This is a genomic window from Devosia honganensis (assembly GCF_042648785.1).
In the GTDB taxonomy this organism is placed as follows: domain Bacteria; phylum Pseudomonadota; class Alphaproteobacteria; order Rhizobiales; family Devosiaceae; genus Devosia; species Devosia honganensis.
This window is the reverse complement of sequence record NZ_JBHRYD010000001.1, coordinates 506,400-525,145: the sequence shown is the minus strand read 5'-3', so window position 1 is coordinate 525,145 and position 18,746 is coordinate 506,400. Positions and strand designations below refer to the sequence as shown.

Below are 18,746 nucleotides of genomic sequence, written 5' to 3'. Positions count from 1 at the left end.
ATGAGCGAAGCGGGCATCGCCCGACGGTCCGGGTGGCTCCTCGAGCGCCTCGCGCGGCTCGGCCGGTTCATCTGGTCGGGCTGGGCGGGGCTGGCCGGGCTGTGCCTGCTCGCCGCGCTCTGGCAGGCGGGCCACGAGGCCTATGGGGATTTCATCCTGCCGGCGCCGCTGGCGACGCTTTCGGCGGCGGCTCGCCTGCTCACGGACGGCTCGGCGCGCGACCTGCTATTGCTGACCAGCGCGCGGGCGCTGCAGGGTTTCGGCGCCTGTGCGCTTCTCGGCGGGGTCGCAGGGATCGCGGCGGGCTATTCGCCGGCCACGCTGCGGGTATCCCGGCCCATCGTGACCGTGCTGTTGGGCGTGCCGCCCATCGCCTGGATCGTCCTGGCGATGATCTGGTTCGGAACCGGCAGCGCCACCGTGGCCGCGACCATCCTGATATCGGCCCTGCCGATCGTCTTTGTCGGCGCGGTGGAGGGGGTGGTCACTCGCGACCGGGGCCTCGATTCCATGGCGCAGCTTTTCGGCGCCGGGGCGATCCGCCGCTTCACCCATGTCGCCTCCCGCCAGATCGCCGTGCATCTGCTGCCGGCGCTGATCCTGGCGCTCGGCACCGCCTTCAAGGTCGCGGTCATGGCCGAACTGCTGGCCAATGCCGGCGGGGTGGGCGGCGCGCTGGCCCGGGCGCGCTCCATGCTCGATATCTCCAGCGCCCTGGCCTGGGTGGCGCTGGCGGTGATGGCGCTGCTGGCGGTCGAATATGGCCTCGTGCGCCCGGCCAAGGCCGAACTCGAGCGCTGGCGCGATGCCGCCGCGCCGTGGGGCGTGAAACGATGAACCTGCTGGCGCTGCGGGGCATCGGCCATGCCTTTTTCGGCCGCACCGTGCTCGAGGGCGTCGACCTGGCCGTCGGCCCGGGCGAAGTCGTCTCCCTGCTGGGCCCTTCGGGGTCGGGCAAGTCCACCATCGCCCATATCGCCGCCGGCCTGATCGAGCAGAAGGAGGGCCATGTCACCCGCTCCTATGCGCGTCATGCCATGGTCTTTCAGGAGCCGCGGCTGATGTATTGGGCAACGGTGGAACAGAATATCGGTTTTCCGCTGCGCCTCGTCCGCGCTCCGCGCCGGAACCGGGCCGAGCGCATCGAGGCGGCGGCCGTCCGCGCCGGGCTGCTGCCCGAGGATCTGGACAAATTTCCCGTCGAGCTGTCCGGCGGCATGCGCCAGCGTACCGCCATCGCGCGCGCCCTGGTCAACGAGCCCGACTTCATCTTTTTCGACGAGCCGTTCACCGCGCTCGACGTGGCGCTCAAGCGCCGCATGCAGGATCTGGTCATCGACGCCTCGAGCGGCGGACGGTTCGGGGCGCTGTTCATCACCCACGACGTCATGGAGGCGATCCGCATCAGCCATCGCATCCTCGTCCTGGCCCCCGACGGGCGCGGCATCGCCGGCGAGCGCCGCGTGGCAGGAGAGCCCGGCATGCGCAGCGAGGAGGAGGGGTTCGTACTGCGGCAGGAATTCCTGCACCGCGATCCGCTGTTCGCCCATATCCACGAGATCGACGAAAGGGCCCGGCCATGACCCCGCCGCTGCATCGGGTCCTGTCGGACGAAGGCTTCCGCATCTTCTTTCCCCTGGCGGCGATCCACGCCGCGCTCTGGCCCTTTCTCTGGGTGGCGCTGTGGTCGTTCGACCTGCCGCTGGCCCGCAATGTCCCGCCGGGCCTCTGGCACGCCCATGAGATGATTTTCGGGGCCTGGGGCGCGGCGCTGATCGGCTTCATGACCACCGCTGCCCCCGAATGGACCAATTCGCCCCGGCCGCGGGGGCGGGCGCTGTGGGGGCTTGCCGGGCTCTGGGGCGTGGGGCGCATGGCCGGGCTGGTGGGTGCCGATATCCTGCTGCCACTCTCGGCCCTGGCCGATCTCGTGTGGATTGCGGCGCTGGTGCTGTGGCTGGGCTGGGTGTCCTGGAACGCTCGGACCACCCGCGTCCTGTCGTTCATGGGCTGGATCTTCGCCCTGGGCCTGGCCGGCGCCGTGGCGCGCTGGGACATGATGACGGGATACGGGCCGCTCGCATCCGACGCGTTGCGGGTGGCGGGACTGCTGTTCCTGGGCCTGCTCGGCCTCGCCCTGGCACGGATCACCGTGCCGGTCACCAATGTGGTGCTCGACCCCACCGAGACGAGTTCCCCCTTCCGGCCCCATCCCGGGCGGCTCAATCTCGGCCCGGGCCTCGTGGCCCTCGCCATCATGGGGGAACTGGCCGGGCTTTCACCGGGAGTGAGCGGATTTTTGTGGATCGCCGCCGGCGCCGGCTTCATGGATCGCATGGCCGAGGGCTTTGTGGGGCGCGAGGCGTTCCGGTCGGAAATCCTCGTTCTCATGGCGGCAAGCGGCTTTGCCGGCGCCGGACTGATCCTGCTCGGCGCTTCGCGCCTGGGCGCACCCTGGGGCGAGGTCGCGCCCCTGCATCTGGCGCTGATGGGCGGGCTGGGGCTGGGCGTGCTGGCCGTTCTGGCCATTGCCGGGAGGTTCCACACCGGGCAGGGGCTCGGCCTGCACTGGCAGACGCAGGCGGCCTTTCTCCTCGCGGGGGCGGCGGCGCTGTTGCGGGCGCTGCCGGAAATGGGGTTTATGCCCTGGCCGCCCGGCCCGCTGCATCTGCTCTCGGCGCTGTTGTGGGCTGCCGCCTTCGCGCTCTGGCTCCAGGATTATTGGCCCGCCCTCAGCGATGCGGAAACGCTCGATCGGCATTGACGGCGGAACAGGGATGCCGTCCTTTGAGCAGGTTGCATTTCAACTCCCCTGTCGCGCCATGCATCATGAATTTGTGGATGCCGCATATATCCGCGCGACATTGGTGGCGCAGGCGGCGGTGGCGGCGCCGCGCAACAGAATTATAATTGCATAATTATACTTGCAAATAAATGAAATCGAAATTATGTGAGCTGTGCCCGGCTACGGTCACGCGAGAAAGAGGAAATCCATGCCAGCCAAGCCTGAAGTCACCGGCTTTTTCGATCCGCGCACCTGGTCGATCCAATATGTGGTGGCCGATCCTCAAACGAAGAAATGCGCCATCATCGACCCGGTGCTCGACTATGACGAGAAGTCGGCCGCCACGGCCACCACCCATGCCGATGCCATTCTCGAATTCATCGCCGACAAGGGCTATGCGGTCGAATGGATTCTCGACACGCATCCGCATGCCGACCATTTCACCGCCGCGGCCTATCTCAAGGACAAGACCGGCGCGCCGACCGCCATCGGTGAAAAGGTGGTCGAGGTGCAGAAGCTCTGGAAGGGTTTTTACAACTGGCCCGATTTTCCCGCGGACGGCTCGCAATGGGACAGGCTGTTTGCCGATGGCGAGACGTTCAAGCTCGGCAATATCGATGCCAGGGTGATGTTCTCGCCAGGCCATACGCTGGCTTCGATCACCTATGTCATCGGCGACGCCGCCTTCGTCCATGACACGCTGTTCATGCCGGATTCGGGCACGGCGCGCGCCGATTTTCCCGGCGGCGACGCCAGCCAGCTCTGGACGTCGATCCAGGCCATTCTCGCCCTTCCCGGCGAGACGCGCATCTTCACCGGCCACGACTACCAGCCGGGTGGCCGCGATCCGATGTGGGAGTCGACGGTGGCCGAGCAGAAGGCGAAAAACATCCATATGTCGGTTCACAAGACCGAGGCCGAGTTCGTGGCCGCGCGCGAGGCGCGCGACAGGACGCTCGCCATGCCCAAGCTGATCCTGCACGCCTTGCAGATCAACACCAATGCCGGGCGGTTGCCCGCACCCGAGGACAATGGAAGGCGCTATCTCAAGATCCCGATAAACCTGCTCGAAGGCGCCGCCTGGGACGATTGATGGACATGATACTGATTTCGGATGAAGCCAGGGAGCTCAAGGGCAAGGTGGGCGAAGCGACCCTCTTTCTCAAGAAGCTCGCCAATCCGGACCGCCTGCTGGTCGCCTGTGCCCTGGTCGAGGGCGAACGGTCGGTGCGCCAGCTTGAGGACGGGCTGGGCATCCGCCAGCCAGGCCTGTCGCAACAGCTTGCCGAATTGCGCGAGGCCGGGCTGATCGTCGGGCGCAAGGAAGGCAAGCAGGTCTTCTACCGGCTCGCCGACCCGCGCGTCGAAACCTTCGTTCACACAATGCACGACCTGTTCTGCAAGTAAGAGGCAGGCCGCACTCACTCAAGCAAAGGAGACTGAAATGAAGATCAATGTCGGAACGCCCGACCGTATCGTCCGCCTCGTCATTGGCGTGCTGCTGGTCATCGCTCCCTTCGTCACCGGCTGGGCGCTGTTCGCCAATCCGGTCTGGACCTGGGTTTTCGTCATCGTCGGAGCGGTGCTGGCGGTGACCGGTGTCGTCCGCTTCTGCCCCGCCTACGCCATTTTCAATCTCTCGACCGCGAAGACCCAGGACAAATGACCGAATTCACCCCATGGCCGTCGCTGTTCGGCGGCGGCCTGATCGGCCTTGCCGCCGTGCTGCTGATGGCGTTTCACGGCCGCATCGCCGGCATGACCGGCATCCTCTCCGGCCTCGTCCCGCCTTTCTCCCATGACTGGAGCTGGCGGGCGGCGTTTCTCATCGGCGCCATCGGCGCCCCGGCACTGCTCGTGAGCGCCACTGGCGTTTCCGTACCCTTCGAAAGCCCGGCGCCCGCCTCCTGGCTGGTCGCCGGCGGGCTGGTGGTCGGGATCGGCGTCTATTTCGGATCGGGATGCACTTCCGGCCATGGCGTTTGCGGGATGGCACGCCTTTCGCCGCGCTCGATCGTCGCCACGCTCGTTTTCATGGCATCGACCGCCATCACCGTCTTCGTCGTTCGCCATCTGCTGGGAGGGTGATAGTGGCCCGCATCGTTTCCGCTCTCGTCATCGGTCTGGTGTTCGGTTCCGGTATCGCTCTCTCCGGCATGGCCAATCCCGCCAAGGTGCTGAACTTTTTCGACTTCGCCGGGACATGGGACCCCTCGCTCGGCTTGGTCATGGGCGGCGCCCTCATCGTCACGGCGATCGGCTATGCCTTCGTCCTCAGGCGCAAGGCACCGGTTTTCGACCGTCTGTTCCATCTGCCCACGCGCCGCGATCTCGACCTGCCGCTCGTCGCCGGCTCGGCAATATTCGGTATCGGCTGGGGCGTCACCGGCTTCTGTCCTGGCGGGGCGATCCCCGCGCTTGGACTTGGACATGGGGACGCATGGCTATTCGTCGGCTCCATGATTGCGGGCATCGCGCTGGCGCGGCTCGTCCGCCATTCGCTGGCGACACGCATGACGGCGAAGGTCGTTTGATCATGTGGCCCTTCAACCTCTTTGGAAAAATCGGAAAAATGAACATCAACAAAATCGACGACCATTTCGCGGCCACCGGGCAGATCCGTCCGGAGGATATCGAGCAACTGGCCAGGGACGGCTATGTCGCCATCGTCTGCGCGCGGCCGGACGACGAAGATGCCGGCCAGCCCGCCTTCGCCGAGATCGCCCGCGAAGCTGAGAAATACGGCATGAAAGCCGTCCACATCCCGGTCAGCGGTACGCCGTCGCCCCAACAGGTGAACCAATTCAACGAAGCGATGGCAGCGATCGAGGGGCCGGTTCTGGGCTATTGCCGTGCCGGGGGCAGGGCCGCCTCGCTCTATTCTACAATGGGGCGGTAATCCCGCAACTGTCCGGGGCGCTGCCGCGCTTCCCGCCGCAGCGCCTTTCCTCCTCCCCGTTTCCGGCGAGCATGCATGCCCGAAGCCTCCCGTTTTTTTCCGTTCCTCCACTGGGCCAGAACCTATGACGGAGCGATGCTGAGCAGTGACCTGCTGGCAGCGGTGATCGTCACCATCATGCTGATCCCGCAATCGCTGGCTTATGCCATGCTGGCCGGCCTGCCGGCGGAAGTGGGCCTTTATGCCTCGATCCTGCCGCTCGTCGCCTATGCGATCTTCGGCACCAGCCGCACGCTGGCGGTCGGGCCGGTGGCCGTGGTCTCGCTGATGACGGCGTCCGCAGTCGGGCAGATCGCCGCCGAGGGGACGCTCGACTATCTCACCGCCGCTATCGTGCTCGCCCTGCTTTCGGGCGGCATGCTCGTCGCCATGGGGATTTTCCGGCTCGGCTTTCTCGCCAATTTCCTCTCGCATCCGGTGATTTCGGGCTTCATCACCGCCTCCGGCCTACTGATCGCCGCCGGCCAGCTCCGCCACATCCTCGGCGTTCCAGGCGGCGGCAACACCCTGCCCGAAATCGCCATGTCGCTTTCAGGCCATCTTACGGCAATCAATCCGGCAACGCTCGCCATCGGTATCGGCGTGCTGGCTTTGCTGTTCTTCGCCCGCAAATATCTCAAGCCGCTGCTGGTCGCCATACGCGTTCCGGCGTGCCTTGCCGACATGATGGCGAAGGCGGCGCCAATCCTGGCGGTCGCCGCCACCGTAGCCCTTGCGACCGGGCTCGACCTGGGCGCGGGCGGCGTCGCATTGGTCGGCGAGATCCCGCAGGGCCTGCCGGCCTTCGGCGTACCCGCGCTGTCGCTCGATCTCGTCTCGGCGCTGCTGGCCCCGGCCTTCCTCATCTCGGTGGTGGGGTTCGTGGAATCGGTTTCCGTCGGCCAGACCCTTGCCGCCAAGCGTCGCCAGCGCATCGATCCCGACCAGGAGCTGATCGGGCTGGGCGCCGCCAATATCGCGGCGGGCCTGTCCTCGGGCTATCCCGTCACCGGCGGCTTTGCGCGCTCGGTGGTCAATTTCGATGCTGGGGCGCAGACCCCCGCCGCCGGCGTGTTCACTGCCATCGGCATCGCGCTCGCCGCAATGTTTCTTACCCCCTTGCTGGCCAATCTCCCGCAGGCGACGCTGGCCGCCACCATTATCGTGGCGGTGCTGACGCTGGTGGATTTGGGCGCGGTGCGCCGGGTCTTCGCCTATTCGAAATCCGATTTCGCCGCCATGGCCGCCACGATCGCCGTCACGCTCGGCTGGGGGGTGGAACTGGGCATCGTCGCCGGGGTCCTGCTGTCATTGCTGCTGCATCTTTACCGAACCAGCAAGCCGCATGTCGCCATTGTCGGCCAGGTGCCCGGCACCGAGCACTATCGCAATGTCGAGAGGCATTCCGTGCTCACCAACCCGGAAATCCTTTCGATCCGCGTCGATGAAAGCCTCTATTTCGCCAATTCACGCTTCCTCGAAGACACCATCGCCGCCCAGGTCGCGGACCGCCCCGAGCTCAAGCACGTCATCCTGATGTGCTCGGCCGTCAACGCCATCGATGCCTCGGCGCTCGAAAGCCTCGAAGAAATCAACCGCCGCCTTGCCGATGCCGGCATCGGCTTCCACCTCTCCGAGGTCAAGGGACCGGTCATGGACCGGCTCAAGGGCACGGAGTTCCTCGAGCATCTCAATGGCGAGGTCCATCTCAGCCAGCATGGGGCGGTCTCGGAAGTGCGCTCGCAATGCCAAGCGCGCGGCAGAAGCACGATGGACGCAGCAAGCGGCGCTCAGGCGCGGTAAAGCCGAATATCGATATGTCCGGATGAGCATGAAGGCACATGCCTCGGATTACACGCCTTGACACATACCGGCTGTATAGTTAGTGAAAGGTCGTGTGTTTATGGGGGTGCCTGTGCTGGATCTGTTGAGCGGAGTTCGCGTCGTTAGCCTTAACCACTTCCTGCTGGGACCCGTGGGCGCGCAATATCTCGCCGATATGGGGGCGGAGGTCATCGCGGTGGAGCCGCTGGACGGCGCTTTTCAACGCAGCTGGGGCGGCGCGAACAAACGGGTGGATGGCCAGTCCATGCTGTTTCTGGCCGGCAACCGCAACAAGAAGAGCCTAGCGCTCGACATGAAGAGCGCCGGCGGACGAGCGGTCATGGAGCGGCTCATTGCCCGCGCCGACGTGCTGGCCGAAAACTTCCGCCCTGGCGTCATGCAGAGGCTGGGCCTGGGAAGTGACGAGCTTCTTCAGCGCCATCCAGGTCTCATCTATGCGGCCGCATCCGGTTTCGGAGCGGATGGTCCCTATGCCGATCGTCCCGGGCAGGACCTCCTGATCCAAGCCATGTCGGGATTGGCCAAGATCACCGGCTCCGCAGAAGGCGCTCGGCCGGTGGGGGTCTCGGCTGCCGACCACCATGGCGCGGCGCTTTTCGCCTTGGGCATCGTCGGTGCGCTTGTGCGGCGCCAGCGTACCGGCAGGGGCGGGCGGGTGGATGTGAGCCTGCTTTCCGCCGCCATCGACCTGCAGGTGGAATCCTTTACCTGCTATATGAATGGCGAGCAGCCCGATACCGTTCACCAGCCGCGCAATATCGGCGGATGGTATTTCGCCGCCCCCTACGGCATCTATTCCACCAGCGATGGCGAGCTGGCCATTTCCCTGGGTGACATCGCCCTGTTGGCCCGGGCGATCGAGCGGCCGCAGCTCAACGATTTCGACAAGAACGCACAATATGACCGGCGCGACGAGGTCGCGGCTATCGTGGCCGGGGCGCTGGCCGCCCGGCCCACCGCCCATTGGCTGCCGCGCCTTGCGGCCGAAGGGGTCTGGCATTCGGTCGTCAATGACTATGCCGAGGTGCTGGATGATCCGCAGGTGCGCCACAATGGCAGCTTCGTGGAAGTCGCCGGCGCCACCGGCAGCGCCATCCGTCTCGTCAACCATCCGATCCGCTATGACGGCGCCGCCGCCGAGGTGGCCATGCCACCGCAGCCCCTGGGCGCCCAGACAAGGGAAATCCTGCGCTCGCTCGATTATTCGGACGTTGAGATTTCAGAGCTGATTGCAGCGCGTGCCGTAGGGGCCGCGCAGGACTGACGCTCATTGGACAACGGGGGAGGAATTCTTGAGCGATAAAACCTTTGCGCATCCGCGCTATGAGGCCTGTCGTGCCGCCATGGCGGTGGTGAACGACTGGGCCACCAAGCTCGCCGGCCTGTTGCTGGGCGGCATGGTTGCGGCCATCGCCGTCTCGGTATCGGTGCGGCTGCTCTATAGCTATAGCGGCATTCGTCTATCGGCCCCCTGGACCGAAGAAGTGGCGCGCTATCTGATGGTGGCCAGCGTCTTTCTGGGCGGCGCGGTCGCCGCGTTCCAGAAGCGGCTGATCGGCGTCGATGCCTTCGTCTCCATGATGCCCTCCAGGTTGGCCCGCTGGATGCGCGCCTTCGCACATCTGCTGACGCTTGGCTTCGCCTTGCTCATCGTCTGGCAGGCGGCGGCGCTCGTCGAATTCGGACTGCGTCAATGGTCCCCCGTCATGCGTATGCCCATGGCCTTTGTCTATGCCTGGATTCTCCTGGGGGCGGCGCTGATGGCTGCCAATACCGTGCTGCATATGATCGGCGAGATCATCGGCGCAGAGGGGCTTCATGACGTCGAGATCGACGAAGACGCTGCCGAAATCCTCTCCCATCAAGGAACCAAGCCATGATCGCCGCGCTCTCGCTGTCCTTCCTCGGCATCATGTTCATCGGCGCGCCCATCATGGTGGCGCTGGCGCTTTCGGCCGTTGTGGCGCTGCAAAGCAGCGGCAGGCCGCTGATGATCGTGCTGCAGACCGCCTTCCAGTCGCTGGATTCGTTCAGCCTCATGGCCATCCCTTTCTTCGTACTGGCCGGTAATCTCATGCAATCGGGCGGCATTGCCCGCCGTCTCGTGGGATTGGCCAATGCGTTTGTCGGCTGGATCCGTGGTGGACTGGGTGCGGTGGCCGTCATCACCTCGATGATGTTCTCCACGGTTTGCGGCTCCTCGTCCGCCACCACTGCCGCCATCGGGTCCACGCTCATCCCCGCCATGCAGCGCAAGGGCTATCCCAAGGCTTTCGCGGCGGCGACCGCAGCGGCCTCAGGCGAATTGGGCGCCATCATCCCGCCCTCCATCCCCATGGTGGTCTATGGGCTGGCGGCCAATGTCTCGGTGGCGTCGCTGTTCATCGCCGGTATCCTGCCGGGCCTGCTCATCACCCTGTCTCTCGTGATCACCGTGTGCGTGGTCGCCCGCATCAAGGGCTTCGACGAGGTCACCCCGATCAATCTGCGCGACTGGCTCTGGGGTATCTGGAGCGCCTTCCGCGAATCGATCCTGGCCCTGCTCATGCCCGTCATCATCCTCGGCGGCATCTATGGGGGCTTTTTCACCCCCACCGAGGCGTCCTGCGTGGCCGTGATCTACGGACTGGTCGTCGGCATGTTCATTTACAAGGAAGTGGCCTTCAAGGACCTGCTGACCGTTCTCGGCCGTTCGGCGGTCATGTCGGCGATCATCATGCTGATCGTCGCCTTCGCGGCCGTGTTCGCCTATCTGCTCACCATCAACCAGGTGCCCCAGCAGGTGGCGATCCTGCTCGGCAAGATCACCGACAATCCGCTGATCTTCCTGCTGCTGGTCAATATCCTGCTGTTCTTCATCGGCATGTTCGTCGAAGCGCTGGCCGCCATTCTCATTCTGGCGCCGATCCTGGCCCCCGTGGCGGTTTCCTTCGGCATCGATCCCATCCATTTCGGCATGGTGATCATCGTCAATCTCGCCATCGGCATGGTTACGCCGCCTGTCGGGGTCAATCTGTTCGTGGTCTGCCAGATCGCCAATCTCAAGCTCGAACAGCTTATCCGCCCGCTGCTGATCTTCCTGGCCGTGCTGGTGATCAACGTCGCCATCATCAGCTACGTCCCGGCCCTGAGCACGGTCCTACTCGGTTATTGAAATTCGGAGGAGAATGAAAATCCATGAAAATGTTCGGTAAACTCACGGCAATCGCCGCCGGCGCCCTGATGATGATGTCGTCCGCCCAGGCGCTGGACATGAATCTGGGCCACACCCTGACCCTGGACAGCCCCTTCCATGCCGGCGCGCAGAAATTCGCCGACCTGCTGAAGGAGCGGTCCAATGGCGAGATCAACATCACGGTGTTCCCCCATTCCCAGCTCGGGGGCGAGCTGACCCTGATCCAGGGGGCGCAGATGGGCACCGAGGACGTCTTCGTCACCGGCCAGTCGACGCTCACCAATACGGCGCGCGAATTCCTGATCTTCGACATTCCCTATCTCTTCGACAGTGTCGAGCAGGCCAATGAAATCCTCAACGGACCGGTGGGCGATAAATTCCTCGACGTGCTGCCCGATTACGGTCTGGTCGGTTTGGGCTGGTTCTCCTCCATGGAGCGCAATGTCTTTGCCTCCCGCGCCATTGAAAGTGCCGACGACTTCAACGGCATGAAGCTGCGCGTCATCCAGTCGCCGGGCTATGTGGAAAGCTATAACGCGCTGGGAGCGCAAGCGACGCCCATGGCCTATTCCGATCTTTATCTGGCGCTCCAGCAGCATGTGATCGACGGTGCCGATACCTCACCGGACCAGTTCGTATCCGACAAGTTCATCGAGGTCTCCAAGTTCTACAACGTCACCCGCGTGCACTACATGCCGGCACTGCTGATCATGTCCAAGTCACGCTGGGATTCCTTCTCTCCCGAGGAGCAGGAAATGGTGCAGGGCGCGGCCGACGACGCCATGGCCCATGCCCAGGCTTATTATCGCGAGGTCTATGACAAGGCGATGCAGGAAATTGCCGCAGCCGGCGTCACCATCGTCGAGACCGACGTGACCTCGCTGGTCGAGGCCACCGCTCCGGTCGCTCAGCAGTTGATCGACCAGATTCCCAACGGCCAGGAATTTTACGACGCCGTGATGGCCGCCAAGAACTGATCGCAGAACGATCTTCCGGCATGGGGCGATGAGCTTGCCCCATGCCCTTTGCCGGAGACAGCCATGACCCAGAACCCGGTGCGCGCCGAACAGCACGGCGCTATCCGCATGCTCATCATAGAGCGCGCCGAAAAGCACAACGCTCTCAATCCCGGGGTCATCGCCGGGCTCGAGGCGGCGCTGGCCGAAGCCATGGCCGACGAGCCAACCCGTGTCGTGATTCTGGCTGGCGGCGGCGAACGGGCCTTCGTCGCCGGCATGGATGTGGAGGGCGTCGCGGGAGCCGATGCTCTGGGGGCCTATCGGGCCATGCGCGCCGGCCAGGAATTTTTCTCCTCCATCGCCCGGAGTCCCAAGCCGGTCATCGCCATGGTGCAGGGCTATGCATTGGGCGGCGGGTTCGAGCTAGCGCTCTCGTGCGATTTTATCGTCGCCAGCGAGCGCGCCCGTTTCGGCTTTCCCGAAATCACGCTGGCCACGTTCGCAGGCTGGGGCGGCACGCAATTGGCCATGGCTCGCATGCACCCGGCTTTCGCCCGCGAAATGTTGCTTAGCGGCAAGCACTACATGGCCGAGGAAGCCCGCCATTTCGGTTTTATCAACCGGATCGTCCCCCATGAGTCGCTGCTGGCCGAAACCCTCGCCTTTGCGGGGATGTTTGCCGACAAGGCGCCGCTGGCGCTCGAATTCGCCAAGCTGGCGACGCGCGCCGCCGCCGATCCGCAGGAAGCGGGCATGCTGGTCGAGGCCGGGCTCTATGCCGTCAACTTCGTCCAGCCGCATGCCGAAGCGGCCTTCCGGAATTTTCTTGCTGCCCGGCAGCGCTAACCGATAGGACTTTCTCATGGCCCTTATCCAATATCTCACGCGCATCCAGTTCGAGCCGGGCGCCATCGGCCTGCTGCCGGACGAATTGCGGCTGCTGGGCGTGTCGCGCCCGCTGATCGTCACCGATCGAGGCATTGTCGCTGCGGGTCTGCTGGCCGATGTTCTCGCCAAGGGCGGATTGGCAGACGATACGGCGGTGTTCGACGAAACACCCGAAAACCCAACCGAGTCCGCGGCGCTTGCGGCCGTCGAGCGCTTCCACGCCGCCGGCTGCGATAGCATCGTGGCCCTTGGCGGCGGTTCGGCGCTCGATCTGGGCAAGGCGGTGGCACTGCTGGCCACCCATCCCGGCCCCCTGGAGCAATATGCCGTCATCCTGGGCGGTCTCGACCGCATCTCCGCCGACAAGCCTCCAGTGATCGCCATTCCCACCACCGCCGGGACGGGCAGCGAGGTAGGGCGGGCGGCCCTGCTGACCCTCGATGACGGGCGCAAGCTGGGCTTCATCTCCCCGCACATGATCCCCAATGTGGCGCTGTGCGATCCGGAGCTGACCCTGGGCCTGCCGGCCTATCTCACCGCCGCCACCGGCATGGATGCAGTCACCCATTGCATCGAGACCTTCCTCAGCCCGCGCTATAATCCGGTGGCCGATGCCATCGCCCTGGACGGGCTGGGCCGCGCCATGCGCTGGCTGGAAGTGGCCACCAGGGATGGCGGCAATAAAGAGGCCCGGCAGGAAATGATGATGGCGGCGCTGCAGGGCGGATTGACCTTCCAGAAAGGCCTGGGCGCCGTCCATTCCCTGTCCCATCCGCTAGGCGGACTCAAGGCGCTGAAACTTCATCACGGTACGCTCAATGCGGTGCTGCTGCCCGCCGTGCTGCGCTTCAATGCCCAGGGAGAAGGCGCGGCGGACAAATTCAGCCGCCTCAAACAGGCCATGGGCCTCGAGGAAAAGGCCGATCTGCCGCAGGCACTGGCCGATCTTTCCCATCGCCTCGGCCTGCCAGCGAGGCTGGGCGAGATGGGCGTGACGGCAGATTGCTTCGCCGAAGTGGTACAGGGCGCGGTCAACGATCATTCGACCGCCAGCAATGGCCGCCCCATCGCGGCGGATGACTTCACTCGAATTCTGCACGAAAGTCTGTAAAAAGGGTGTGATGGAGAGGAGCGTCGCGTAGCCCCATGCCCGATAGTATTGAAGCTGAACCCGCAGAGCCGCGCAAGAAACGCCGGGCCACGCCCAATGCGGTGTTACGCGAAGACAGTATTCACCGCATCACCGAGGCGGCGTTTCGGCTTTTCGTTACACGGAGCTACGCCGCCACCACATTGCAGCAGATCGCCGATGAGGTCGGCATGACCAAGGGGGCGATCTTCTTCTATTTCCAGAGCAAGGAAAACTTGCTGCTGCACCTGCTGGCAGTGGCCGAGCAGTCAATCGTCACCTCCTTCGCCCAGCAGGCCGAGGCCTCGTCCGGTTCGGCCGTCGAGCGGCTGGTGGCCTTTTTCCACCATGGCGCTCGCCAGGGCCTCGAGCGTCCCTACCAATTGCTCTGCCTCATCCAGATGTCCATCGAGTTCAGCGGTTCGGAAACGGAGATCGGACGGCGCGTATCGGCCATCTACGACAAGATTTACGGCCTGCTCGCCCATATCGTCGAGGACGGACAGCGGAACGGGGATCTGACCGACGCCATCAAGCCGGTGGAGTTCGTCGCCATGGTGGTGGCCATGCATGACGGCATGATGCTGGAATGGCATCGGCGCGGCGGTCGCATCGATGGAAGGCTTCTGGTGCAGGCGGTGCGCATGACCGTGCTGAATGGCGTCCTGGCTCAGGAGCGCCGGTAAAGCGTTTCGACGCGCAGACCTGCCCGGTGGCGATCCCATTCCGCTTCACCTGGTCCAGCCTCGCGCAAGGCCTTCTTGCGCACCTTGTTGGTCGGCGTTCGCGGCAGTGCCGCAATGGGCTCGACATAGCGCGGCAGCATGTAGTGGGGCAACATGCCCGCCATATGCCTCAGCAGCGCTTCTGGATCGAAGCTTGCACCTGGGCGCGGCACCACGAAGAGCTTGATGTCATCGTCGCCCTCGAAGCCGGATGGTACGCCGATCGCCGCCGCTTCGGCCACGCCCGCGGCGCTCAGGGCTGCGCGCTCGATGTCCAGGGAGGAAATATTCTCCGCGCGCCGGCGGATTCTGTCGCCGAGCCGATCCACGTAAAAGACATTGCCCTCGGCATCGGCATAGGCCAGGTCGCCGGAATGAAACCAGAGATTCCGCCAACTGGCCAATGTCGCCTCGGGCTGGCCCAGATAGCCGAGCAGCGAGGTGAAGCTGTGTTTTGGCCGCACCAGGATTTCGCCCGCGGTGCCAGGAGGCACGGGCTCGTCGGTTTCGGGGTCGCAGATGGCCAGGTCGTACCAGTCGGATAAAAGCCGCCCGCAGGACCCCGCCGGGTGGGGCTCGTCAGATCGCGTCCACAGCGGGTTGCCGATCTCGGTCATGCCCCACATTTCGATACCCTTGAGATTGAAACGTCGCTCAAAGGCGGCACCGATGGCGCGGGGCAGGGGGCAGCACATCATCCGGCGCAGATCATGCTCGCCATCCTGGGGCGTTTCGGGTTGAGCATGGATCATTTCCAGCATCGGTCCATGTGCCATGGAGAGCGTCGCGCCATACTGGCGAATGCGGGAAAGCCAGATGCTGGGGGCGAAGCGCTTTTCCACCACCACCCGTGCGCCCACGCTCATGGCGGCGAAGACGCACATATATTTGCCTGCCACGTGATTGAGCGGATAGGCGCAATAGACGATGTCGCGGGCATCGAGCCCGGTCATCTCCACCACCTGGGCGGCCACCATGCAAAGCTGGCGATGCGGCAGCAGCGCTCCTTTGGCCGGGCCCGATGTGCCGGAGGTGAACAGCACCGCTGCGGGGGAGGAGGGAAGAATGAGCCGATCCGGCGGGACTGCCGGCCCCCCTTTCAACAGCGGTTCCAGATCCTGCCTCCCGGGCTCGTGGGGTACGCCGGCGGGCCGGGCGTGCACAAAGAGCGAGGCGGGGAGCGGCGTGTCTCCCAAATTGTCGAGCAGAGCCCAATCGGCGATCATCGCGACGGGCTGACCGGTTTCGAAGGCGTGCCGGAGCGGCAGGCCACGCAGATCGGGGTGGATGGGAAGTTCGACGCCCCCCGCCAAGAGCGTTCCCATCCAGCCCAATAATGCCAGCGTGCCCGACCCCATCACGGCCACACGCTGGCCTGGTTCCAGCCCGGCGGCGATTAGCGCGTGGGCAATGGAAGCGGCCTGAGCCATAAACTGGCCATAGGTGAGTTCGGCCCCGCTGGCGGCGTCGACGAGAAAGATGCGCTCGGCGCTGTCCTGCCAGCGCAAGCCGGCCACGGCGGCAACCGTTTCCTGCTCAATCTGGTGCAAATCCGTCCTCCCGCTGCGCAGTCGCTGGCCGCCAGTCCTATATCGGAAGGCGGTTTTTCCTAAAACAAGAATAGCAGATTGACAACATACCGGCTGGTTAGTAAGTTTTAAGGCAGGAGGTGGCTTCTGGTATGGCAATAAGTCTCGATGACGCACTGAATGCGATGATCCGCAGGGTCGAACGGACCGCCGCGGCGCCTCTTGCGGGCTTTCCGCATCATGCCGACCCCGCAACCGGGCAATGGACCACCAGCCCCGACGGTTTCTGGACCGGCGGGTATTGGGTGGGTCAGCTCTGGCTGGCCGATCAGATACGGCCCGGCGATTTTGCCGTCCAGGCGGAAAACTGGCTGGAGAGACTAGCGCCCCGCGCCCATTCGCGCACCGTGTTTCGGGGCTTTCTCTTTCTTCATGCGGCCGCCCTCGGCGCCGACCTGGCCGGCAGCGCTCGCGGCAGGACGCTGGCCATCGAGAGTGCCCGTTCGCTGGCGTCGACCTTCGACGAGCGCGCCGGCCTCATGCCGCTGGGACGCGACGCCGAGGAGGCCCATACGGTCAGCGACACGGACACCAATATCGACGGGCTGACGGCCAGTCCGCTGCTGCTCTGGGCAGCCAAGGCTGCCGGCGACGCCCAACTCCGGCGTATCGCCCTCTCCCATGCTCGCCGCAATGCCCATTATTGCGTGCTGGAAGATGGCGGCGTCATCCAGTCGGCATCCTTCGATGCGCGAAGCGGGGAAATCCGTCGCCGCTTCACTCATAAGGGGCTGGCCGACGATTCGATTTGGACCCGGGCGCAGGCCTGGGCCATGCTCGGCTATACGCTCTGCGCCGGCATGGCGCGGGAGGAGGCCGATCTTCTGGATTTGGCGATCAAGGTCTCCGATTGGTGGCTCGACCATGCCCCGGCCGATCACGTCGCCTATTGGGATTTTGCCGTGCCGCAGGACGGCAAGGGCGTCCGCGACAGCTCGGGCACGGCCATTGCCGCCGCCGCCCTGCTCAAGCTTTCGCGCCTGGTTGCCGATCCGGGCCGGGCCGAGCGGTATCGTATGCGTGCACGCGCCATGATCGACGCGCTGGTCGAGCGCCATCTGGTCATGGAGAACGATGCTGCGAACCGGCCCGTGGGCTTGCTGGCCGATGGCTGCTTCGATATGCGCAGCGGCGTGGCTACGGCGAACGAACTCATTTGGGGCAGCTATTATCTGCTCGAGTCGCTTTTGGTCCTGCATGGTGACCTCCATGGCAAAAGCGAGATTGTTCGACCGTGAGCGCGCAGGCGGCATTTCTGGATGGGCTGGTGGGAACCGCCGTCTCCTTCACCAAGCAGATCGGTGAAGCCGACCTGCTCGATTTCGCCCGCGTCACCGGCGACAGCCATCCCAATCATACCGACGAGGCCTATGCCCTGGCCGCCGGGCTGGGCGGCCGTGTCGCCCAGGGTTCGCTGATGGTCGGCCTCATTGCCGGCGCTTCGACGCAATATCTGACGCAACTGGGGCGGCCGGCCGTCTCCTATGGCTATGACCGGGTGCGCTTTCTCAAGCTCGTCCATATCGGGGACCGTCTCACGGTCGATTACCGCATCACCGAGATCGATACGGCCAGGTCCAATGCCAGTGCCCAGGCGCGGATCAACAACCAGAACGGAGATCTGGTCGCCGTCGGCATCAACATCCTGCACTTCACCTGAGACTGCTTATCCAGCGAATCGTCCATATATCTGGGAGGAAAAAAATGACGAGACGGACGTTGAAAATATCTATCATGGGGGCGCTTGCCGCCTTGCTGGTTTCGGGAAGCGCCCTTGCGGCCGATTACAGCATCAAGCTGGGTTGGGTGACCCCCGATAGCGAGGTCGACCCCTATGCCATCGGGGCCAATGCCTTCAAGCGCCTGGTCGAGGAGCGCTCGGAAGGGCGCATCGAGGTCATCACCTATCCCAATCGCCAACTCGGCGACGAGCGCCAGCTTCTCGAAGGGCTGCGTTTCGGCACGGTGGATGCCGGCGTCATCGTCAATGCCGTGGTGTCCCAGCTCGAGCCGGCGTTCCAGATCAACGACCTGCCATTCCTTTATGGCACCGAGGAGCAGGCCTATGCCGTGCTCGACGGTCATCCGGGCGAAATGCTGGCCGAGAAGCTCGACGCCAAGGGTGTGGTCGTCCTCGGCTACATGGAGGGTGGCTATCGCAGCATGGTCAACAATATCCGTCCCGTCGATACGCCCGACGACGTGACCGGGGTCAAATATCGCGTCATGCAGAACCCGGTTTATATCGACATGTTCTCCATGCTCGGCGGCAATGCCATTCCCATGGAATGGGGTGAAACCTTCATGGCGGTGCAGCAGGGAACTATCGACGGTCTCGAAATGCCCGTGGCTCTTGCCGACGCCGCTAAGTATTACGAAGTGGCCGATTATCTGTCGCTGACCAACCACACCTATTCGGTGGCCAATCTCCTGATGTCCAAACGCAGTTTCGAGCGCCTGCCCGAGGAACTGCAGCAGATCGTGCGCGAGGCGGCAATCGCCGCGGTGGCCGAGCAGCGCATCCGCCAGCAGGAAGTGGAAGCCGAAACGGTCAAGGAACTCGAAGCCAAGGGCATGCAGGTCAACCAGATCACCGACGTCGCTCCCTTCCGCGAGGCGGTGCGGCCCATCTATGAGAAGTACCGCGATGCCATAGGCAGCGAGCTGATGGACGAAGTCTTCGCCATCATCCAGTAGCGGGAGCATCCGGGAG

At 64.4% G+C, this 18,746-nt stretch carries 21 protein-coding genes; 20 read left to right on the top strand and 1 reads right to left on the bottom strand.

Annotation, left to right across the window (positions count from 1 at the left end; all coding sequences use genetic code 11):
• The 17 genes from ACFOOL_RS02530 to ACFOOL_RS02450 all read left to right on the top strand — a co-directional run bounded on the left by ACFOOL_RS02530 (position 1) and on the right by ACFOOL_RS02450 (position 14,405).
• The gene (locus tag ACFOOL_RS02530) at positions 1-837 is read left to right on the top strand and encodes an ABC transporter permease (protein ID WP_380094578.1); all 837 of its coding nucleotides are present in this window, start codon (positions 1-3) and stop codon (positions 835-837) included.
• Entirely contained in the window at positions 834-1,583 is a 750-nt protein-coding gene (locus ACFOOL_RS02525) for an ABC transporter ATP-binding protein (protein WP_380094576.1), read from the top strand. The genes ACFOOL_RS02530 and ACFOOL_RS02525 overlap by 4 nt, the downstream gene beginning before the upstream one ends.
• Positions 1,580-2,764, top strand: a complete 1,185-nt coding sequence (locus tag ACFOOL_RS02520) for an NnrS family protein (RefSeq protein WP_380094575.1) — start codon at positions 1,580-1,582, stop codon at positions 2,762-2,764. Before ACFOOL_RS02525 ends, ACFOOL_RS02520 begins: the two co-directional genes overlap by 4 nt.
• 229 nt (positions 2,765-2,993) lie before the next feature.
• Complete coding sequence (locus tag ACFOOL_RS02515; RefSeq protein WP_380094573.1) at positions 2,994-3,878, top strand: MBL fold metallo-hydrolase; 885 nt, start codon at positions 2,994-2,996, stop codon at positions 3,876-3,878.
• A gap of 5 nt (positions 3,879-3,883) precedes the next feature.
• On the top strand, positions 3,884-4,192 hold the full coding sequence (locus tag ACFOOL_RS02510; RefSeq protein WP_380094571.1) for an ArsR/SmtB family transcription factor: 309 nt from the start codon (positions 3,884-3,886) through the stop codon (positions 4,190-4,192).
• A gap of 37 nt (positions 4,193-4,229) precedes the next feature.
• On the top strand, positions 4,230-4,451 hold the full coding sequence (locus ACFOOL_RS02505; protein WP_380094570.1) for a YgaP family membrane protein: 222 nt from the start codon (positions 4,230-4,232) through the stop codon (positions 4,449-4,451).
• Positions 4,448-4,873: a YeeE/YedE family protein gene (locus ACFOOL_RS02500; RefSeq protein ID WP_380094569.1), complete on the top strand. Its 426-nt coding sequence runs from the start codon at positions 4,448-4,450 to the stop codon at positions 4,871-4,873. Before ACFOOL_RS02505 ends, ACFOOL_RS02500 begins: the two co-directional genes overlap by 4 nt.
• Positions 4,874-4,875: 2 nt before the next feature.
• Positions 4,876-5,319, top strand: a complete 444-nt coding sequence (locus ACFOOL_RS02495) for a DUF6691 family protein (protein ID WP_380094568.1) — start codon at positions 4,876-4,878, stop codon at positions 5,317-5,319.
• A gap of 38 nt (positions 5,320-5,357) precedes the next feature.
• Positions 5,358-5,684, top strand: a complete 327-nt coding sequence (locus tag ACFOOL_RS02490) for a TIGR01244 family sulfur transferase (protein ID WP_380094567.1) — start codon at positions 5,358-5,360, stop codon at positions 5,682-5,684.
• Between the two features lie 75 nt (positions 5,685-5,759).
• Positions 5,760-7,526: a SulP family inorganic anion transporter gene (locus ACFOOL_RS02485; protein ID WP_380094566.1), complete on the top strand. Its 1,767-nt coding sequence runs from the start codon at positions 5,760-5,762 to the stop codon at positions 7,524-7,526.
• 112 nt (positions 7,527-7,638) lie between these two features.
• A complete protein-coding gene (locus tag ACFOOL_RS02480) occupies positions 7,639-8,832 on the top strand; it encodes a CaiB/BaiF CoA transferase family protein (protein WP_380094564.1) in 1,194 nt (397 codons plus the stop codon).
• Between the two features lie 28 nt (positions 8,833-8,860).
• Complete coding sequence (locus ACFOOL_RS02475) at positions 8,861-9,448, top strand: TRAP transporter small permease (protein WP_380094563.1); 588 nt, start codon at positions 8,861-8,863, stop codon at positions 9,446-9,448.
• Positions 9,445-10,722: a TRAP transporter large permease gene (locus ACFOOL_RS02470; RefSeq protein WP_380094562.1), complete on the top strand. Its 1,278-nt coding sequence runs from the start codon at positions 9,445-9,447 to the stop codon at positions 10,720-10,722. Before ACFOOL_RS02475 ends, ACFOOL_RS02470 begins: the two co-directional genes overlap by 4 nt.
• Positions 10,723-10,745: 23 nt before the next feature.
• Entirely contained in the window at positions 10,746-11,720 is a 975-nt protein-coding gene (locus ACFOOL_RS02465) for a TRAP transporter substrate-binding protein (RefSeq protein ID WP_380094560.1), read from the top strand.
• Between the two features lie 63 nt (positions 11,721-11,783).
• Positions 11,784-12,548, top strand: coding sequence for an enoyl-CoA hydratase/isomerase family protein (locus ACFOOL_RS02460; protein ID WP_380094559.1), 765 nt, complete (start codon positions 11,784-11,786; stop codon positions 12,546-12,548).
• Between the two features lie 16 nt (positions 12,549-12,564).
• Complete coding sequence (locus ACFOOL_RS02455) at positions 12,565-13,701, top strand: iron-containing alcohol dehydrogenase (RefSeq protein ID WP_380094558.1); 1,137 nt, start codon at positions 12,565-12,567, stop codon at positions 13,699-13,701.
• Positions 13,702-13,736: 35 nt separating this feature from the next.
• Positions 13,737-14,405 carry a TetR/AcrR family transcriptional regulator gene (locus ACFOOL_RS02450; protein WP_380094557.1) on the top strand — a complete coding sequence of 223 codons (669 nt, stop codon included), beginning with the start codon at positions 13,737-13,739 and terminating at the stop codon, positions 14,403-14,405.
• Here ACFOOL_RS02450 and ACFOOL_RS02445 read toward each other — a convergent pair.
• Positions 14,390-16,132 carry an AMP-binding protein gene (locus tag ACFOOL_RS02445; protein ID WP_380094556.1) on the bottom strand — a complete coding sequence of 581 codons (1,743 nt, stop codon included), beginning with the start codon at positions 16,130-16,132 and terminating at the stop codon, positions 14,390-14,392. The two genes, ACFOOL_RS02450 and ACFOOL_RS02445, sit on opposite strands and share 16 nt — an antisense overlap.
• On the opposite strand from ACFOOL_RS02445, the gene ACFOOL_RS02440 reads away from it, so the two are divergent.
• Genes ACFOOL_RS02440 through ACFOOL_RS02430 form a run of 3 tightly spaced genes read left to right on the top strand, consistent with a single transcriptional unit; the run spans position 16,126 to position 18,730 of the window.
• A complete protein-coding gene (locus tag ACFOOL_RS02440) occupies positions 16,126-17,271 on the top strand; it encodes a hypothetical protein (RefSeq protein WP_380094554.1) in 1,146 nt (381 codons plus the stop codon). The two genes, ACFOOL_RS02445 and ACFOOL_RS02440, sit on opposite strands and share 7 nt — an antisense overlap.
• The gene (locus ACFOOL_RS02435; protein WP_380094552.1) at positions 17,268-17,693 is read left to right on the top strand and encodes a MaoC family dehydratase; all 426 of its coding nucleotides are present in this window, start codon (positions 17,268-17,270) and stop codon (positions 17,691-17,693) included. Before ACFOOL_RS02440 ends, ACFOOL_RS02435 begins: the two co-directional genes overlap by 4 nt.
• A gap of 59 nt (positions 17,694-17,752) precedes the next feature.
• A complete protein-coding gene (locus tag ACFOOL_RS02430) occupies positions 17,753-18,730 on the top strand; it encodes a TRAP transporter substrate-binding protein (protein WP_380094551.1) in 978 nt (325 codons plus the stop codon).
• Positions 18,731-18,746 lie beyond the last annotated feature (16 nt).

Excerpts from the sequence above, each read along its gene's own strand:
- ACFOOL_RS02530 (WP_380094578.1), top strand. The coding sequence starts at position 1 with ATGAGCGAAGCGGGCATCGCCCGACGGTCCGGGTGGCTCCTCGAGCGC.
- ACFOOL_RS02525 (WP_380094576.1), top strand. The coding sequence starts at position 834 with ATGAACCTGCTGGCGCTGCGGGGCATCGGCCATGCCTTTTTCGGCCGC.
- ACFOOL_RS02520 (WP_380094575.1), top strand. The coding sequence starts at position 1,580 with ATGACCCCGCCGCTGCATCGGGTCCTGTCGGACGAAGGCTTCCGCATC.
- ACFOOL_RS02515 (WP_380094573.1), top strand. The coding sequence starts at position 2,994 with ATGCCAGCCAAGCCTGAAGTCACCGGCTTTTTCGATCCGCGCACCTGG.
- ACFOOL_RS02510 (WP_380094571.1), top strand. The coding sequence starts at position 3,884 with ATGATACTGATTTCGGATGAAGCCAGGGAGCTCAAGGGCAAGGTGGGC.
- ACFOOL_RS02505 (WP_380094570.1), top strand. The coding sequence starts at position 4,230 with ATGAAGATCAATGTCGGAACGCCCGACCGTATCGTCCGCCTCGTCATT.
- ACFOOL_RS02500 (WP_380094569.1), top strand. The coding sequence starts at position 4,448 with ATGACCGAATTCACCCCATGGCCGTCGCTGTTCGGCGGCGGCCTGATC.
- ACFOOL_RS02490 (WP_380094567.1), top strand. The coding sequence starts at position 5,358 with ATGAACATCAACAAAATCGACGACCATTTCGCGGCCACCGGGCAGATC.
- ACFOOL_RS02485 (WP_380094566.1), top strand. The coding sequence starts at position 5,760 with ATGCCCGAAGCCTCCCGTTTTTTTCCGTTCCTCCACTGGGCCAGAACC.
- ACFOOL_RS02470 (WP_380094562.1), top strand. The coding sequence starts at position 9,445 with ATGATCGCCGCGCTCTCGCTGTCCTTCCTCGGCATCATGTTCATCGGC.
- ACFOOL_RS02465 (WP_380094560.1), top strand. The coding sequence starts at position 10,746 with ATGAAAATGTTCGGTAAACTCACGGCAATCGCCGCCGGCGCCCTGATG.
- ACFOOL_RS02460 (WP_380094559.1), top strand. The coding sequence starts at position 11,784 with ATGACCCAGAACCCGGTGCGCGCCGAACAGCACGGCGCTATCCGCATG.
- ACFOOL_RS02455 (WP_380094558.1), top strand. The coding sequence starts at position 12,565 with ATGGCCCTTATCCAATATCTCACGCGCATCCAGTTCGAGCCGGGCGCC.
- ACFOOL_RS02450 (WP_380094557.1), top strand. The coding sequence starts at position 13,737 with ATGCCCGATAGTATTGAAGCTGAACCCGCAGAGCCGCGCAAGAAACGC.
- ACFOOL_RS02440 (WP_380094554.1), top strand. The coding sequence starts at position 16,126 with ATGGCAATAAGTCTCGATGACGCACTGAATGCGATGATCCGCAGGGTC.